Annotated in this window: 23 protein-coding genes; all 23 read right to left on the minus strand. The window is 71.5% G+C overall.

The window, feature by feature from the left end; genetic code table 11:
- Positions 1-24: 24 nt before the first annotated feature.
- The 23 genes from AB0E05_RS17190 to AB0E05_RS17300 all read right to left on the minus strand — a co-directional run bounded on the left by AB0E05_RS17190 (position 25) and on the right by AB0E05_RS17300 (position 14,773).
- Positions 25-1,170 carry a phage minor capsid protein gene (locus AB0E05_RS17190; RefSeq protein ID WP_361964076.1) on the minus strand — a complete coding sequence of 382 codons (1,146 nt, stop codon included), beginning with the start codon at positions 1,168-1,170 and terminating at the stop codon, positions 25-27.
- Positions 1,130-2,719 (minus strand): phage portal protein, encoded by a 1,590-nt coding sequence (locus tag AB0E05_RS17195; RefSeq protein WP_361964079.1) that lies wholly within the window; start codon positions 2,717-2,719, stop codon positions 1,130-1,132. The genes AB0E05_RS17190 and AB0E05_RS17195 overlap by 41 nt, the downstream gene beginning before the upstream one ends.
- Positions 2,700-2,939: a hypothetical protein gene (locus AB0E05_RS17200; protein ID WP_361964082.1), complete on the minus strand. Its 240-nt coding sequence runs from the start codon at positions 2,937-2,939 to the stop codon at positions 2,700-2,702. Before AB0E05_RS17200 ends, AB0E05_RS17195 begins: the two co-directional genes overlap by 20 nt.
- Complete coding sequence (locus tag AB0E05_RS17205; RefSeq protein WP_361964084.1) at positions 2,936-3,148, minus strand: hypothetical protein; 213 nt, start codon at positions 3,146-3,148, stop codon at positions 2,936-2,938. Before AB0E05_RS17205 ends, AB0E05_RS17200 begins: the two co-directional genes overlap by 4 nt.
- A complete protein-coding gene (locus AB0E05_RS17210; protein WP_361964086.1) occupies positions 3,148-4,425 on the minus strand; it encodes a PBSX family phage terminase large subunit in 1,278 nt (425 codons plus the stop codon). The genes AB0E05_RS17205 and AB0E05_RS17210 overlap by 1 nt, the downstream gene beginning before the upstream one ends.
- A complete protein-coding gene (locus AB0E05_RS17215) occupies positions 4,412-4,957 on the minus strand; it encodes a helix-turn-helix domain-containing protein (RefSeq protein ID WP_361964088.1) in 546 nt (181 codons plus the stop codon). Before AB0E05_RS17215 ends, AB0E05_RS17210 begins: the two co-directional genes overlap by 14 nt.
- A gap of 53 nt (positions 4,958-5,010) precedes the next feature.
- Positions 5,011-5,400: a hypothetical protein gene (locus AB0E05_RS17220; protein ID WP_361964090.1), complete on the minus strand. Its 390-nt coding sequence runs from the start codon at positions 5,398-5,400 to the stop codon at positions 5,011-5,013.
- A 278-nt stretch (positions 5,401-5,678) separates the two neighbouring features.
- A complete protein-coding gene (locus tag AB0E05_RS17225; protein WP_361964092.1) occupies positions 5,679-6,041 on the minus strand; it encodes a DUF6221 family protein in 363 nt (120 codons plus the stop codon).
- A gap of 4 nt (positions 6,042-6,045) precedes the next feature.
- Positions 6,046-6,483 (minus strand): HTH domain-containing protein, encoded by a 438-nt coding sequence (locus AB0E05_RS17230; protein WP_361964094.1) that lies wholly within the window; start codon positions 6,481-6,483, stop codon positions 6,046-6,048.
- Positions 6,484-6,553: 70 nt separating this feature from the next.
- The gene (locus tag AB0E05_RS17235; RefSeq protein WP_361964096.1) at positions 6,554-7,207 is read right to left on the minus strand and encodes a hypothetical protein; all 654 of its coding nucleotides are present in this window, start codon (positions 7,205-7,207) and stop codon (positions 6,554-6,556) included.
- 98 nt (positions 7,208-7,305) lie between these two features.
- Positions 7,306-7,605, minus strand: coding sequence for a hypothetical protein (locus AB0E05_RS17240; protein WP_361964098.1), 300 nt, complete (start codon positions 7,603-7,605; stop codon positions 7,306-7,308).
- Complete coding sequence (locus tag AB0E05_RS17245; protein WP_361964100.1) at positions 7,602-8,036, minus strand: hypothetical protein; 435 nt, start codon at positions 8,034-8,036, stop codon at positions 7,602-7,604. The genes AB0E05_RS17240 and AB0E05_RS17245 overlap by 4 nt, the downstream gene beginning before the upstream one ends.
- A 107-nt stretch (positions 8,037-8,143) precedes the next feature.
- Entirely contained in the window at positions 8,144-8,338 is a 195-nt protein-coding gene (locus AB0E05_RS17250; RefSeq protein ID WP_361964102.1) for a hypothetical protein, read from the minus strand.
- Complete coding sequence (locus AB0E05_RS17255) at positions 8,335-8,607, minus strand: hypothetical protein (RefSeq protein ID WP_361964104.1); 273 nt, start codon at positions 8,605-8,607, stop codon at positions 8,335-8,337. The genes AB0E05_RS17250 and AB0E05_RS17255 overlap by 4 nt, the downstream gene beginning before the upstream one ends.
- Before the next feature lie 107 nt (positions 8,608-8,714).
- Positions 8,715-9,146 (minus strand): hypothetical protein, encoded by a 432-nt coding sequence (locus tag AB0E05_RS17260; protein WP_361964106.1) that lies wholly within the window; start codon positions 9,144-9,146, stop codon positions 8,715-8,717.
- Positions 9,146-9,421: a hypothetical protein gene (locus AB0E05_RS17265; protein ID WP_361964108.1), complete on the minus strand. Its 276-nt coding sequence runs from the start codon at positions 9,419-9,421 to the stop codon at positions 9,146-9,148. The genes AB0E05_RS17260 and AB0E05_RS17265 overlap by 1 nt, the downstream gene beginning before the upstream one ends.
- Entirely contained in the window at positions 9,421-9,624 is a 204-nt protein-coding gene (locus AB0E05_RS17270; RefSeq protein WP_361964110.1) for a hypothetical protein, read from the minus strand. The genes AB0E05_RS17265 and AB0E05_RS17270 overlap by 1 nt, the downstream gene beginning before the upstream one ends.
- An 83-nt stretch (positions 9,625-9,707) precedes the next feature.
- The gene (locus tag AB0E05_RS17275; protein WP_361964112.1) at positions 9,708-9,884 is read right to left on the minus strand and encodes a hypothetical protein; all 177 of its coding nucleotides are present in this window, start codon (positions 9,882-9,884) and stop codon (positions 9,708-9,710) included.
- 132 nt (positions 9,885-10,016) lie between these two features.
- Complete coding sequence (locus AB0E05_RS17280) at positions 10,017-10,481, minus strand: WhiB family transcriptional regulator (protein WP_361964114.1); 465 nt, start codon at positions 10,479-10,481, stop codon at positions 10,017-10,019.
- A complete protein-coding gene (locus AB0E05_RS17285; RefSeq protein ID WP_361964116.1) occupies positions 10,478-10,915 on the minus strand; it encodes a hypothetical protein in 438 nt (145 codons plus the stop codon). Before AB0E05_RS17285 ends, AB0E05_RS17280 begins: the two co-directional genes overlap by 4 nt.
- Positions 10,912-11,241, minus strand: a complete 330-nt coding sequence (locus tag AB0E05_RS17290) for a hypothetical protein (protein ID WP_361964118.1) — start codon at positions 11,239-11,241, stop codon at positions 10,912-10,914. Before AB0E05_RS17290 ends, AB0E05_RS17285 begins: the two co-directional genes overlap by 4 nt.
- 283 nt (positions 11,242-11,524) lie before the next feature.
- The gene (locus tag AB0E05_RS17295; RefSeq protein WP_361964120.1) at positions 11,525-14,053 is read right to left on the minus strand and encodes a phage/plasmid primase, P4 family; all 2,529 of its coding nucleotides are present in this window, start codon (positions 14,051-14,053) and stop codon (positions 11,525-11,527) included.
- 99 nt (positions 14,054-14,152) lie between these two features.
- The gene (locus tag AB0E05_RS17300; RefSeq protein WP_361964122.1) at positions 14,153-14,773 is read right to left on the minus strand and encodes a hypothetical protein; all 621 of its coding nucleotides are present in this window, start codon (positions 14,771-14,773) and stop codon (positions 14,153-14,155) included.
- Positions 14,774-14,787 lie beyond the last annotated feature (14 nt).

The following is a 14,787-nucleotide window of genomic DNA, read 5'->3' on the forward strand; positions in this document are numbered from 1 at the left end:
GGCCCGCTCCTGGCGGGCGGTTGTTCAGCGCGCGGAGCTGATCTGCTCTCGCGCGGGCTTGCGTCGCAGGTCCGGGTGCGCGGCCACGTGCTCGCGCGCGGCCTTCTGCCATCGCCGTACGTAGGTCGCGGCGCGGCGCCGGTCGGCGTCGGTCATCGCGGCGGCGGCCGTGCGCTTCCAGCGGCGGATGTGCCGCTCGATCTCCCGCTGCCGCTGCGTGTCCTCGTACGAGGTGCCGGGGGTGGGGTGGTGCGGTGGCCGGGTCGTGACGCCGGGGAGGTATGCGGCCAGGCTGTGGCGGCAGTTGGGGTGGAACAGGCCGCTCGCGCGGGCCTCCAGCAGCGAGCCGGCGACGTGCACCACCACGGTGGGGGTACGGCGCAGCAGCCCGCGCCGGCCGGGCGGATCGGCGTGCGGGGCCCGGATCGTGTGCGGCCCCGACTGCCCGCCCAGGCTGAGGACTTCGCCTTCCCATCGGGCGCAGAGGGGGCACTCCAACGGGGCGTCCGACACGATGACCAGCCCCACACCGAGTTCGGCGAGGGCATCGGTGTGCCCTTCGACAGCGGCGCGCGCCGTCACGCTGCGCACCGCCATCTCCGCGTAGGCGGCCATGCCCCAGGAGCGGCCGGCGCGGTCGACGAACCCGGTCACGCCGCGGGCAGCGAACTGATTGAGCGCTCGTTGGGATGCTGCGCGGCGGGTGATGCCGGTCAGCAGTTGCGTGCCGGATGCCGTGGCGGTGATGCGCCGGTACGTGTCCGTCACGGCCCGGGTGATCCGGGCGTACACCGGGCGGGTTTCGTCCGCCATCGACGCGGCGAGGCGATCGACCGCGGGCGTGTTCGGCAGCGCCGTGCGGGCGGCCAGCTCGCGGCCGGTGTCGAGGCCGCCCATGTCCGCGATGGCCGCGGTGCGCCCGCGGCCGTACGCCTCGATCAAGGCCCGCCGCACGGCGCCGTTGGTGTCGGTCTGAAGCGCGCGGGTGATCTCCTCGACCGCGTTGCGGAGGTTGCCGAGCGCTGCCAGCTTCAGCTCCGCCCACCGCGGCGACTCGATGTCCGCTTCGAGCGCAGCGGCCAGCAGCTCCAGGAGCGCCGTCTCGGCGTCCTGGTAGAGCTGGGACACCTCACGGGCCAGATCCTCCGCCATCGCTGGGGACACCGGCATCGGGAGGCCCCCCTTCGGCTCCGGTCAGGGTCGGGTCGGAGAGCGCGGCACGGCCGGATTCCTGAAGGATCCGCTCCGCCTCCGCCTGCACCTGCTTCTCGTCGAAGCCCGGGTTGGTGAGACGCACCAGGGTCTCCGTCGACGCGGCGTCCGCGCGGCGCAGCAGCTCCGCCGTCTCCGCGAGGGTCTTCGGGTCCTCGCTGACGGAGTCGCCGAACGCCACGTCGGGCCGGGCGACCGTGACCAGCGTCCCGTAGACGGCCTTGTCGATGGCCAGCAGGGTCTCCAGAGCCTCAGCGAGGGCCGGCCGCCAGTACACGATCTTCCGGTTACGGGTCGTGAAGGACTGCCGCTCACGGGCGACGACCTCGGTTGCGGTGACCGCGGCTTGGCCCTGCTCGCCGAAGGTCTGCGCCGAGTAGCCGGCCGTGCGAAGGATCTGCTCCACCAGGTCCTGCGCGGTGTCGCGGTGCTCGGCGACACGGATCCCGAACTGCACCGGGGTGATCATCGCGCTGTCGCCGGGGCGTTGCAGCATGTTCAGCTCGGAGTAGATCTGCCGGTCGGCGTCGAAGTAGCCGCCCTTCCCTGGGCCGTTGGACTCCAGGTACGTCCCGGGAACGATGATGCGCGCCTTCCCGAGGTGGATGTCTCGCATCCACGACGAGTAGACCTCGTCCAGGGCGTCCAGCAGCGGCTCGGCGCCGGCGATGTCCGGCCGGCCGAGGTACGCCGCGGCCGGAGTGCCGCGCCAGAGGCGGTTGGGCCGCATGTTCGGCACGTAGACGGCGGTGAGCTGCCGGACCCCGGTCTCGATCGCGTCGCCGCGTGGGCCGAGGGCCTGTGCGATCGGCGCGGTGGCGGGGTGGTCGGTCAGCGGGATACGGATGCCGAGGCTGTCGCGGGTGCCCTGGTAGAGGCCGTGGAGAACAAACCCGGGCTCGTGACGCTCCAGGTGTCGTACGACGCGGTCCCCCTCGACCTCCAGGGGGCGCCAGAAGGTGACGGCCGCGAGCCGTCCCCACTGCCACTCGGGCACGGCGTGCGAGGCGGGGTGGGGCTCCAGCCAGGGGGCGTCGTACCGGTCGCGGTCCCACAGCACCCGCAGGTACACCCCGCCGAGGGCGGCGGCGAGTTCGGCGCCTTCAAGGAGCGCGCCGTGCAGACCGTCGTCTATGAGGGTGGTGAGCCGGTCGGTGGTGGCGTCGTCGGCGCCGGTGACGGTGGGGGGTTCGGAGAAGAGGAGTGCCGCGCTGGTGGTGGCGATGTCGGAGGCGACGGGGACGTGGAGCTTGGAGCGGCGTTCGCCGGAGGGGGTGGGGGTGCCCCAGAACCAGCGGCTGATGCGGCGGCCGACTGCGGCGCGCCAGCCTCCGCGTTCGGAGGCGAAGAACCCGGTGTCGCTGGGGTCGTCGCCCCATTGGCCGCCGTAGACGGAGGCGAGGGCGTCGGGGTCGCCGGAGTACCAGGCGTCCCAGACGGTCATCTTGTCGCGGACGCGGTCGAGGTTGGCGGGGGGCCAGGGGGTGTCAGCCGTCGGCAGCGGCATCGGACACCTCCGGCGTCTCGTAGGGGATGGTCAGCTCCGTCATGAGCGGGCAGCCGGCGTGCACTTGCTTTCGCCCGGCGTCGTCCGTGACGTAGAGCTGGACGGTGACGCCCCGGTGGTGGTCCAGGGTCACCCTCGTGACGTGGGTGAGGGGGATCCCGAGGGAACTGAGTGCTTCCTGTACCTGCGCGAGCGTCACGCTGTTGGGGAGCCCGTTCACGCGGCCACCTCCGTCAGGTCGGGGTCCATGCGGTCGGCGAGGCGCAGCAGTGCGGCACGTTCCTGGCCGCTGGCTGCTGCTGCGTCTGTCCGCAGCGTGGTCGCGAGGTGCCGCGCGTACGTGGGGCAGAGGCGGCGGAGTTCTTCTTCGGCGCCGTACTGGCGGGCGACGCGGTCGCGGTACTCCTGGTAGGACGTCTCGAAGGCCACTACGCGGCCACCTCCATGAGGGTGGGGATGTGGGGGCGCCACAGGGCCTCGGTCGTACGGATGCCGTAGCGGAGGGCGTCGCACGAGTGATCTTCCAGCTTGATCGGGGCGTCCTCGCCCTTCGCTGACTTCTCGTCGTCCCAGGAGTAGCCCGGGATCTCCTCTATCAGCCCCCGGGCGGACTCGTGGACGAGCAGACGCCCGGCCCCGAAAAGGGCTCCGATCGTACGGATTCCGTCGATGACCGAGTTGTCGGCAGGCGTCACGCCGGTCACGCCGTCGCGGTGTAGCTGCTCGATGTACGAGGCGGCCGACGGGTCGACGATCGTCCATTCCGGCCGGACTCCGACCGCGTTCGACCCGGGGTGGGGCACGGCCTGAAGCCAGGCGCGGCGCGCGGCGGAGTACTCGACGTCGGTCTTCTTCCGGCGCTGCGCCTTCGAGTCCCACCGGTACTCGGACGCAACGTACAGGTGCATGTCGGTGCCGAGGCCGATGAGTAGGTCGGCGTAGGGGTTGGTCGTGCCGTAGTCGATCGCGTCGCACAGCCAGCGGGCCATGGGCGGCAGGGTCTTGACGATGTGGCGGGCGGGGTCGAAGGCTTCGTAGATCGCGCCTTCGGCCTGCACCCAGTGGCCGAGGATGTTGCGCCGGTAGAAGACGCCCTGGTGGGTGGACTTCAGGTGGTTCTTGTACTCCTCGGTGAGCGACGGGTTGTCGTCGAGGGTGAAGCTCCACGATCGCAGGTTCGTCTCTTGCGGGCGCTTGAGGTACTGCTTGCGCAGCCAGTGTCCCGGGTTGTCTGGGTTGGTGGTGAAGAAGATCTGTACGTCAGGGACCGAGCAGCGGGCGTCGAGCTGGTCGAAGAACGCTTTCGGCAGCGTGGTGGCCTCGTCGACGTACGCTCCGGCGCAGGTCATGCCCCTGATTTTCGGCTCGGCCTGGGCGTCGTTGGCCCCCAGGACGTGCACCGTACGGCCGAGGATCGTGGCGGTCGCCGCGCCGTTGGTGTACTTGACCTGGTGGGCGAGCGCTCCGAAGATCTCCGGGTTCATCAGCGGCAGGAACGCGTTCCGGTAGATCGAGTCCCGGGTTCGGCCGACCATCACCAGCTCGCCTCCGCGCGGGGCGCTGGCGACGTAGATCAGCCAGCGGAGCAGGGACGCGATGGTCTTCCCGGACCGGACCGCGCCCTCCCAGCCGTTGAGCCTGGCCTGCGAGTCGACGATGCTGATGATCTGCTTGTGGGATAGGGGAAGCGCGTCAAGGAGATCCACCTTCCGCCTCCTCGCCTCCGGCTTCCTCCGCCCTGATCCGTGCTGCGATTACGGCGAGCCCGGCACCCAGCTTCCCGACCACGGAGACGGCGTCCTCGACGTCGGTATCGACGGCCGGCGGTACGAGGCGTACGGATTGGGCTGCTGCCGCGGTGGCGGCGGCCATGAGGGCCCGCTTGTCGGCGGCCGGCGGTTCGGGGACTCCGCGCTCTTCGTAGGTGTTGTCCTTGCCGCCGAAGTTGTAAACGACGGCAGGCTGCCAGACCTGTTCGCTTAGGCGTAGGGCGTCGTCGGTGAGGGCGTCGGCGAGGATGGCGCGCTTCTCGGCGAGCTGCGCCATGCGGTGCTTGGTGGCGACTTCGGTCGCGGTGATGTCGAAGACGAGGCCGAGTTCTTGGGCGATGACGCTGACGGTGCGGGTGCCGCGGTTGAGCCGCCTTGCGATCTCGTTGCGGCCGTGGCCGGCGGCGTGGAGTTCGCGGATGCTGCGGCGGTCTTCGTCGGTGACGGGGCGGGGCCGGTTCTCGGCCACGTGGCACCTCCCGGGGCATGAAGAAGCCCCCGCGGCGGCGGGGGCTGGTGTGGCTACTGCTGGTGGGGTGGCCCGGAGGCTCCTGGCGGGGGCTGCTGGGTGCCTCCGGGCTGCTGGGGTGGCCACGCCTGCTGCTGGGGTTGGGCCCAGCCGGGTTGCCTGTGCCCCTGCGGCGGCTGCTGCTGTTGGGGTGGGTAGCCGTATCCGGGCTGCCCGTACGGCTGCTGCTGTCCGTACGGTTGGCCTGGGGGGACCTGTTGGGGCGGGTAGCCCTGCTGCGGCGGCGGGTACATCGGGCTCGGCGCGGTGGTGACGGTCTTGCGTCCCATGGCGGCGGCGATGGGCCATCCGGTGATCGCCCACAGTCCGCACGTCAAGATCGTGAGGACGATGTGGAGTCCGTGGTTCGCGCCGCGCTTGTGTACGACCCTCTGTTGATGCATGACCTGTGCCCCCAAGATGCGTGTTAGGGGCATCGTGGCACGGCTGTGACCGTGCTGTAAGGAGAATGCGAAGACCGGACGCCGTGGCTAGTTTCGGGCGCGCGAGTACCGCGCAGGGTCAGGATGCCGTACGGCGGGACGGGGCGCAACTACAGGTGTAGTACGCGGTGCGCCCCGCCGCTGGGGGTGGGAGCGGCGGGGCGGGTCCGAGTGCTGCGCCCAGCCAGAGGCGCGAATGTGGACGCCTCCGACGGTACGCCCGGGGTGTGACAGCGGAGCTACCGCCGCCACTCAGGGCGCCACTCGGTCCGATAGTCGGGGTGGGTGGCGTGAGCGTGGGCCAGGACGCGGAGCACGTCAGCGAGCATGAGCTGTTCGTTCTGGGCCGTGAACTTGTTCACGGAAGGCGGGAAAGCGGGGTTGGTCTGGGGGTTCTCGTAGCGGTGCAGCAGCTCCATGATGGCGGCGGCGTCGCTGAGCGTGCGGAACGGGGATTGGCGGGCGACGTGCGCGCGATCCCCGGTGTCGAGCCCTGCAAGGCTCGGGTCGTCGAGCAGGTACGTGCAGGAGCCCCCGGCGGTCTCGGCGACGGCTGTGTCCTCGGCGATGTGGGCGCGGAGGAACGCGATCAGGTCGTCCATGGGCTCATCCTCTCTCGGACGTTGCGGTCGCCGGGTAGTACTCGGTGAAGTCGTCCGCGATGCGCGCCAGCACGGCGGCGTGGTCGCGGAGTTGCCGCGCCCAGGCGTGGGCGGTGGCGGTGGTGACCGCGACGTGGGACGGCCTGGCCGCGACGACGGCCGCAACGGCGTCGCTGACGTCGCGCATGGCGTCGCGGGCCTCTTCGGCGCGTCGCGCAAGGGCGTCGCGGCTGTGTCGCGGCGGCGCTGGTTGTGGCTGGTCAGGGCGCTGCGCGGTGTCGCGCTCGATCGCCTGCGCGTCGCGCCACACCACGTGCTTGGAGACGTTCAGACGCCGGGCTATGTCGGCTTGCTGGACGTTGTCGCGGAGGAGTTGCGCGACGCGTGCGCGACGGGCCGCGACGGTCGTCGCGGTGTTGCGGATAGGTTCGGTGGTGGCCATGGCGGGGTGTTGCTCCCGTCGGGTCGGGGCCCGCCCGGCGGTTGCGTCGCTGGGCGGGCCGTTGTCGTGTTCAGGCGGCGGCGGGTGCTGCGGTGCGTGCTGAGCACCAGCCGCAGCGGATCACCGGGGGGTGTCCGTCGCCTCCGTCGAGGAGGAGTTCGCCGCCGCAGCCGCAGGTGCGTCCGGTGGGGATGGTGCGGCGGCTGGTGCCGAGGGCGTGGGTGAGGCGTTGTGCGGCGTGGTCGGCGACGTGGGCGATGCGGTCGTGCTGGGGGCCGGTGAGGGCCGTGCAGGGGCCGGGGGCGCCGACGATGCGGGCGTGGAGCCACAGTGCTGCTGCGGGGGCGGTGCGGGTGCCGGTGTACGGCCAGCGGGCGGGGTCTTGCCGGTCTTCGTGGGCGAGGGCGTTGCGGCGGGTACGGTCGGTGGCCGGCCAGTTCGCGGGCGCGTCGCTCATGGGCTGGCGTTGGACCTGGGCGGCGATCTGGTCGGCGGTGTCGACGAGGGCGACGGTGATGGTGCGGATGGTGTCGATGATGTGGAGGCGGACGGGGGCGCTGCGGTCGGCGGGGTCGTACTCCTCGACGGTGCGGAGGTAGGTCTGGAGGGAGGAGGGCGGCCATGCGTCGTGGGGGCGGGTGGTGCGCTGCTGGAGGAGGTCGGGCCAGAGGCGGGCGATGGTCTGGAGCTGCTGTGTGGTCGTCGGCGTGGTGGTGGTGTGCATGGTGCGCTCCGTGCGGTGGCGGGTGGGTACGGTGGTCGCACCGTGTGGGGCGTCCCGGGCTTGGTCGGCTGGTGGGCGCCCCTTCGTCGTGCTCAGGGTCAGGTGGCCGGCTGCTCGTCGAGGGCGTCCTCGATGGCGCGTTGGATGTCGTCGGGGCAGAGGTGGTCGTGTCCGGGGTGGGGGACGTCGTCGCAGAGGCGGGCGAGGGCGGTACGGACTCGGTCGATGGCGGCTTCGGCCTTCTCGGCGCGGACTTCTGCGGTCTCGGCGCGGCCTTGCCAGTGGCGGATGGTGTCGGCGTCGTCTTCGGTGCGGCGGTGGAGGGTGGCGAGCTGCCGGTAGAGGTGGTCGAGGGCGTCGTCGGTGATGGTGTCGGCGGTGTGGCGGGGCTGGCTCATGACGGCTGCTCCTGGGTGAGGGCGCGGGCGACGGCGAGGGCGGGCAGTTCGGTCTGTCGGGCTACCCAGGCGCTGCGCTCTGCGGCGTCAGCCGGATCGGGCCAGACGCTGGCGGCGGCTGTCACGGAGGCGTCGTGGGCTGTTGCGGCGTGGTCGAGCCATTCGCCGAGGGCGAGGCCGACGGTCGGGTCCATCAGGGCGATGTAGGAGGCGTCGGCCCACACGTTGCGGGTCTCGTCCCAGGGTTCGTGGCTCATGGTCGGGAGCCAGGCGCGGAGTTCGGTGGTGTTCTGGTGGCCGGATAGGACGGTTGCCGTGTGGCCGCCGAGGTCGAGGTGGGTGTCGTGTTGGCGCCATGGGCCGGGGGTGGCTGCGGTGGCGAGGGTGCGCAGCAGGGCGGCTGCTGCCCGGAGTTCGTCGGCGGGGGTCACTGTGGGGCTCCTGGTGGTCGTGTGCGGGCGTGTGGGCGTTGGGGTGGGCGCGGGGGCGGTTGGACGGGTGTTCGGCGCTCACGCGGGCGTACAGCGGCCCGGCGGGGCTACTCGGGGGCGGTGTCGTCGTCTGCGGGGTCCCAGGTGGCGAGCGGGTCGCGGTCCGTGGTGGCCCAGATGGAGGTGGGGCAGGGCCAGCGGTGGTCGCATTCGGCGCAGTAGCCGTCGGTGGTGCCTGCGGGGCCGCGGGTTGCGGTGTGGGCGTCGGCGATACGGGCGAGCCGGTCTGCGGGGGTGGTCATCGGGGCTGCTCCTGGGTGGTGATGGCGGCGGTGGCGAGGAGGTCGCGCCCGCAGTCCCAGTGGACGCAGATCGCCCTGTGGTCGAGGGCGTCGGCTGTGACTGCGTGGAAGTCGGCGCAGCGGTTGGCGGGGGCGGGCTTGTGGTGGAGGCAGTGGTGGAGCTGGTCGCGGTCTTGTCGGTAGCCGACGATGCCTGTGGCGGCGAGGCGTTCGGCCTCGCGCTCGGGGGTGAGTTCGGTGGCTCCGCGCCATCCGTCGGGCGTGGTCACGTGGGGCTCCTGGTGGTCGTGTGGCGGGCGTACGGCGGGTGGGCGGAACGCGGGGCCGCTGGATGGGTGTTCGGCCGTCTGGCGGGCGTACAGCGGCCCCGGCGGGGTCAGCGGGCGTTGAGGCGGTCGCGGATCCAGTCGGCGTCGGACTCGGCGACGTGCGCCCCGGCGGCCCGCTCGACGCGGATCACAGTGGGCTGTCCGTCGGCGTCCCGCTCGGAACCGACGCGGGCGTGCCAGGGCTGGCCGTGGTCGGGCGGGGTGTGGCCGTCGGGGCAGTGAGGGCACCTGGAGCGGAGGGTGTAGGCGCCGGGCGCGAGGTCGTCCCAGATGATGCGGGTGGCACCGCCGTGGCCGTGGACGGTGCGGGCGTCGTCTATCGATGCCCAGTTGACGGTGGAGGGGCGTTCGCCGCGCCAGCGGATGGTCACGGTGCCGTCGGGCCAGAGGATGCCGTCGGCGACGCGGCCGGTGCCGGAGACTCCGGTGAGGTCGTTGTCGCGCTGGAGGTGGAAGCGGCGGGGCGGGTTCTCGGACATCAGCGGTTCTCCTTGTCGGTGCGGATGGTTGGGACTGGGCTACGGGGCGGGGGCGGGGGCGGGTCGTTGCGGTGGCGCCAGGCGTGCACGGTGGCCCGGGGGCGCACCACGGCGTGGGCGCCGAACACCAGCAGTTGCTGCCAGCGGGAGCGGACCCACGGCCCGCCGAAGGTCAGCCGGCGCCAGACCCAGGTGTCGAGGCGGTCCAGCGGCTGGATACGGCCGAGGACGTAGCCGACGCCGAGCGCGGCCGTGGCGGCGAGAGCGAGCAACATCAACGGGCCTCCTGCCGGGCGATCTGCCGCAGGCAGCCGGGGCAGGTGATCGGGCTGTCCGCGGGGAGCTGGTGGTTCTGCGAGCCGGCGGCGGCGAAGTAGTCGCAGGCCGTGATCTGGTCGTCGTCGAGCGGGCGGGCGCCGTGGGTGTTCCGGCCGCCGTGGAGGCGGACACGGAGCGGATAGCGGTCGACGGCAGGCATCAGGAGTTCTCCTCGGCTGTCGGGTCGGTGAAGAGGTCGGGCTGCCGGGTGCGGTCGGAAGCCGGCGGTGGGCTGGTCGGACATCAGCGGGTCTCCTCGGTGCGGGGCCGGATGCGGCGGACGGGCGGCGGGCTGGTGGTGCGCCCGGAGTGGCCGGGGCAGAGGTCGCCCATGCCGGTGCCGGTGGCCCAGCCACGGGCTTCGGCGTAGGCGAGAGCGTCGACGGTGGTGGTCGCGGTGGTGGTCGCGGTGGTGATCAAGCTGGTGGCGCAGGAGCCGTGGCGCAGGTGCCGTGGCGCCAGTTGCGCTCGCAGTGGACGGTGATGCTGACGGACACGAGGCGGGTCTCCTTCGGGCGCGTGCGGCGCGGAACCGAGTGCCGGCGGTGGCGGTCAGGTGGCGGTGGCTCGGTCGCGTCGTTGCTGGCTGGCGAGCCGGTTGACGGTGCGGCATCGGGCGCAGGGGCGTTCGCCGAGGCGGCGGTGGATCTGGTAGCCGGTGAGGCTGCCGCCTTTGGCGTGTTCGTCAGCGAGCCGGTGGCGACGGTCGGCTTCGAGGACGGTGGCCCACCAGGCTTGGCACGCGATGCAGGTCTCCTTGCGGCGGCGGTGCTTCTGGATGGCGCGGTGTGTGCGGCACTCGGGCTCGCTCGCGGATCTGGCTCGGCGTGCCTGTCGACGGCGGTCCTTCTCGGTGAGTCCGCCCCAGGTTCCCCAGGGGATGTTCTGGGCGGTCGCGTACTCGGTGCACGGCTTCCGCAGGGGGCAGAATCCGCATGCGGTGACGGCTTCGGCTTGGTCCTGGGGCTTGGTGGAGAACCAGAGTTCCGGCGCAGCGGTGCACGGGGTGGGGATCATGACGCGGCTCCCCACTGGAACGCGGCGTGCTGGTCCGCGCTGATCTCTTGGATGTGGAGGACGATTTGCCCGCCGGTGGTGGTGGGGCCGATGCGCATGTCGGGGCCGACGACGCGGGTGTGGTCGTCGTCTTCCAACACCCCAGCGTCTACGAGCCCGTCGACCGCGGCCTTGAAGCTCGGGTACCAGTTCGCGGGGTCTGCGCGGCGCCGTGACGGAGGGTGGAGCACTCCGAGGATGTAGGCGCGGTGAAGCACCGGGGCGGCTCCAGCGGCGGTGAGGGCGGCTCGCATCGTGTCGTTCTCGGAGCAGGCGGTCATGGCGGCGGCGCGGATGGCCGCGGTGGTTTCGGCGCGTACGCGGTGGTGGAGGCGCTGGTTCGCGTTGAGGAGCTTCAACCCGGGTGGCAGGGCGAGGGTGAAGTGGCGGGTCATATGAGGGTCTCCTGCATGGACTGGGGTGGGCAGCGGTGGTCTTGGAGCACCGGGTGCTTGTTGTGCGGGGCGAAGCCGGGGTTGCGCCAGACGATGCGTCGTACGCCGAGTGCGGTGGTGGTGAGGTGCCAGGTGAGGCGTCCGTCGAGGCGGGCAAGGATCTCGGTGGTGGCGTCGATCGGGTCCGGGTCGGCGATGACGTCGAGGGCGGCGACGCGGCCGGCGCGGGCGGTGAGCACCGGGGCGTGGCAGCGGGGACAGGGTGCGTCGCGGGCGTGGTCGGAGCTGGCGGCGATCTTCGCTGCGATGCCTGGGTTCATGGCCATGGCTGGTCCTGGATGAGTGACCGCAGTGACAGCAGTGACCGATCCTGGGGTTCTTTACATTGACCTTCTTGCGCACGTACGGAGTTGGAACCCGAGAATTACGGTCACTGCGGTCACTGGCGTTCGGAAGGTGCAGGTCAGATGAGGAATCAGGCAGTGACAGAAGGGTGATGTGTACGGTCACTGATCGGTCACTGCTGTCACTGATGACGAGGAGCCTGGCGCCTGGTACGGGAAGGATGTCCGAGTTGTGTTCCGCGGACTGGAGGATCACGGCCACGGTCTACTCCTCCGGCTCGTCGTCGCGATCGTCGTCCAGTGACCGATCGAGGACTGCGATCCCGACGTAGAAGCGGCGCCCGTTGGAGCGGATCTGCTCGATGCCGAAGCGGGTCCGCAGCTCCCGGCCGAAGACCTGAGGCTTGAGCGGGGTCTCGCCTTCGGCGCGGCACCAGTCGTCGTACACGGCACGGAGCTTGGCCGTGTTGATCAGTACGTGGGCCCCTCCGCCGAGGTGGCAGGAGTCGCCGATGAACCGGGCGAGTGCGTCTTCCTCGGCTGCGTACTGCGCGGTCGCGGCCTTCACCGAGTCCGGGTCGCGGAGTCCGCCGCGGAACACGGCGACGGCTCCGGCCGCTATCCAGGCCAGGATCCCGGGGCCTTCCTCGGTGACGAGGAGCTGGTCGAGGTCTTCGATGATCTCCGTCGGGGTGTGGGTGAAGGGGATGAGGCGCAGCCGTCGCCAGAAGGAGTTGCCGCCGGCGGACACGCGGGGCTGGTGGTTGCCCATCAGCCACAGCTTGTGGGTGGGCTCGAACGTGAAGTGGTCCTGCCTCATGAACCTCGCGGTGAGCCCGTCGCCGCCGGTGAGTTCCTTGACCTTGGCCTCGTCGAACTTGGCGTCCTGGTTGACCTCGGATGCGATGACGAGGCGCAGCCCGTGGAGGCGAGCGATCTCGGTTTCGTGGCGTTGCCCGCCGGCCATGAGGAACGCATTCGGCGCGGTCGCGGCGTAGTCCCCGAGGAGCGCGCGCAGCACGTTGAGGAAGACGCCCTTCCCGTTGCCGCCCGGGCCGTGAAGGAAGGGGAGGATGTGCCACTTCACGGATCCGCTGGCGGAGTACCCGGCCATCCGCTGCACGTATGCGAGGAGGTCGGTATCCCCGCCGAAGGTCTGGGCGAGGAACGCGTCCCACCGCGGGGTGGGAGCTTCGGGGTCGGGGGCGACGGTGGTGGAGCGGGTGTGCATCTCGTCGGGGTTCGGCGCCGTGATCGTCCCGGTGGTGAGGTCGAGCGCCCCGGCGGGGGTGTTGAGGAGCATGCGGTGCGCGTCGAGCTGGGCGGCGTGGGCGACGGTGCGCGGGTCGGTGGTGGCCATGGCGACCATCGCGGAGATCCCAGCAGCGGAGAGGGAGCGGGCCCGGTGCTTCGCTTCGCCTTCCCCGTTGGGGAGTTCGCGGGCGATGGCGCGGGCCATCTCCCGTACGGCGCCAGCTTCGTCCCATGCCCAGCGGTGGCCGTCCCAGACAAGCCAGCGACCGCGCTGGGGTACGTAGCGAATCTCGGTTTCGTGGGTGTCGATGAGCCGGAGGGCGTTCCCGTCGTCGGTGCGGGTGTACGTCTGCGGCTCGGAGGCCGGGTGCTGCACGACGTTGAGCGCGGCGGTCCCGTCCACAGGCGCGACGGGGTTGGGGACGGCGGTGAGGTGGCGGCGTGGGGGCTCGGGCGCGGGCTGGCCGTAGCCCTGGCGGCGGAGCGCTCCCGCGGCGGCGGTGTGGTCGCCTCCGTGGTTGAGGAGGGCGTGGGCGCCGAACTTGGTGTACGGGACTTCGGTGGCGAACTCGGTGGACGTGGTGAACACGTAGAGGCGATCGCGGCCGGGGTCGCGGCCGGTGGTGGCGGAGGGCTCGCGCCCGTCTTTCCCGGGGCGCTGCCAGTACGAGGTGTGTCCCGAGGTGAAGAGCAGCTTCCACCCGTGCGGGGTGAGGATGTCGGCCCAGGTCGTCTTGGCTTCGTAGTCGTCCCCCGGGGAGACACCGGTGTCGGGGCCTGGGCCGGTGCCGAAGAGGAACGCGGCGGCCTCGTCGACGGGGTGGGTGATCGCTTTATGGGGGTCCGTAGAGTGATCGGGGGCGTCGGCGGGGACGGTGTCGAGCATGCGGCACACGGCGTGGAGTGCGCGGTGCTCGTCCGCGGTGATTGTCGGGGTGGTGGCGGGTCCGCCGGCGAGGAGTTCGTACGGGGCGCCGGTGGGGTGCACCGGTCCGCAGCTGGGCGCGGTGACGACGAAGCCGCCTTCGCCGCGGGTCTCGATGAGGGGCCTGATGATGCGCTTCCCAGGGTGCCGGGCGAGGAGCTGCTGCTCTGCCTCGGTCAGCTCGTCGTCGCGGGCGAGGCGGGAGGCGAGCTTGGTGTTCCCGGGTACGGGGGCGTCGGTGATGCGGTAGTGGAGGTGGAGGCCGCCGGAGGGGGAACGTTCCGCCCAGCCGGTGGCGAGGCGGGACCACAGGTCGCCGAGTCCGGAGGCTTCGAGGACTGCGGTCAGGTCGTTGAGGACTCCTTCGACGACGGCGCGGCCTTCGAGTTCGAGCATCTCCAGCCCGCCGGACACGGCGCCGCACACCACGCCCACCCCGGGGTGTCCGTGGGCGAACCAGGCGCGCACCTGCTGCTCGTCGGCGGCTTCGGTTTGGGCGTGCTTCCAGTCGCCGAGGGGGCGTTTCGTCCCGTCGGCTCGTACGGCCACCACTGAGCAGCCCGCGGCGTGCAGCGCGAGCGCTGCGGTGAGCGTTGGGGTTGTGGTGTCGCTCAACGGTGGCTCCTTGTACGAGTGTGAGGGTCGTCGCCCGGGGCGGGGTGTGGAGGCCAGCCGCCCCGGGCGGTGTTGCAGGAAGGCGGTACTGCGAGGGGGTTAGAAGGGAGCCACGCCGCCGCTGGCTGCGGCTGCGGCTTGCTGCTGGGCGACGAGCGCCGCGGTGGCCGGGGTGTTCATCGCGGCCTGGAGCTGCTCCGCCGTCATCCCCGGGACCTGAACCGCGGCGGGCGGCTGCGGCACGATGGGCTGCTGTCCCACCGGGTCAGGGGTGTTGAGCTCGTTTGCCGCAGCGGCCACGTACTGCGCGTCGAAGTTCTTGGGCGCGTTGAACCGCGGGTTGGACTTCTGCCCGTCGCGGGCGTAGGTGACGGACAGGGTTCCGCCGACTTCCAGACCGCGGGCCCCGGCGCCGCGGACCGCGGCGGCGACGGCGTTCTTCATCTGGCCCTTGACGTAGAGGCGGCGGGTCCCGTCGTCTTCCGGGTTGGCCGGGTCACGCTCGGCGGTGGCGAGGGTGACGACGAGCTGCATCTGCGGCTTCCCGTCGTCCCAGAACTTCAGCTCGCCGGAGGTGAAGTCGCGCTGCTGCTCGACGGTGGGCCGCTCGGTGATCCGCCCGGACACGGTGGTGCCGAGGGTGGGGAACTTCGCCGAGGGGACGCCGCCGCCCATGAGGAAGTCGTCGGCGGAGGGGACCTGCTGCTGCGGGGTTGTCATGGTGTGTCTGCTTT

Origin of the sequence: Streptomyces sp. NPDC048057 (genome assembly GCF_040653095.1) — a bacterium.
Lineage (GTDB): Bacteria > Actinomycetota > Actinomycetes > Streptomycetales > Streptomycetaceae > Streptomyces.

Bases quoted from the DNA above. Each gene is read 5' to 3' on its own strand.
- AB0E05_RS17270 (WP_361964110.1), bottom strand. From the start codon at position 9,624: ATGCCTGCCGTCGACCGCTATCCGCTCCGTGTCCGCCTCCACGGCGGC.
- AB0E05_RS17250 (WP_361964102.1), bottom strand. From the start codon at position 8,338: ATGACCACCCCCGCAGACCGGCTCGCCCGTATCGCCGACGCCCACACC.
- AB0E05_RS17265 (WP_361964108.1), bottom strand. From the start codon at position 9,421: ATGTTGCTCGCTCTCGCCGCCACGGCCGCGCTCGGCGTCGGCTACGTC.
- AB0E05_RS17220 (WP_361964090.1), bottom strand. From the start codon at position 5,400: ATGCATCAACAGAGGGTCGTACACAAGCGCGGCGCGAACCACGGACTC.
- AB0E05_RS17300 (WP_361964122.1), bottom strand. From the start codon at position 14,773: ATGACAACCCCGCAGCAGCAGGTCCCCTCCGCCGACGACTTCCTCATG.
- AB0E05_RS17260 (WP_361964106.1), bottom strand. From the start codon at position 9,146: ATGTCCGAGAACCCGCCCCGCCGCTTCCACCTCCAGCGCGACAACGAC.
- AB0E05_RS17290 (WP_361964118.1), bottom strand. From the start codon at position 11,241: ATGGCCATGAACCCAGGCATCGCAGCGAAGATCGCCGCCAGCTCCGAC.
- AB0E05_RS17190 (WP_361964076.1), bottom strand. From the start codon at position 1,170: ATGCCGGTGTCCCCAGCGATGGCGGAGGATCTGGCCCGTGAGGTGTCC.
- AB0E05_RS17195 (WP_361964079.1), bottom strand. From the start codon at position 2,719: ATGCCGCTGCCGACGGCTGACACCCCCTGGCCCCCCGCCAACCTCGAC.
- AB0E05_RS17285 (WP_361964116.1), bottom strand. From the start codon at position 10,915: ATGACCCGCCACTTCACCCTCGCCCTGCCACCCGGGTTGAAGCTCCTC.
- AB0E05_RS17235 (WP_361964096.1), bottom strand. From the start codon at position 7,207: ATGCACACCACCACCACGCCGACGACCACACAGCAGCTCCAGACCATC.
- AB0E05_RS17230 (WP_361964094.1), bottom strand. From the start codon at position 6,483: ATGGCCACCACCGAACCTATCCGCAACACCGCGACGACCGTCGCGGCC.
- AB0E05_RS17225 (WP_361964092.1), bottom strand. From the start codon at position 6,041: ATGGACGACCTGATCGCGTTCCTCCGCGCCCACATCGCCGAGGACACA.
- AB0E05_RS17240 (WP_361964098.1), bottom strand. From the start codon at position 7,605: ATGAGCCAGCCCCGCCACACCGCCGACACCATCACCGACGACGCCCTC.
- AB0E05_RS17280 (WP_361964114.1), bottom strand. From the start codon at position 10,481: ATGATCCCCACCCCGTGCACCGCTGCGCCGGAACTCTGGTTCTCCACC.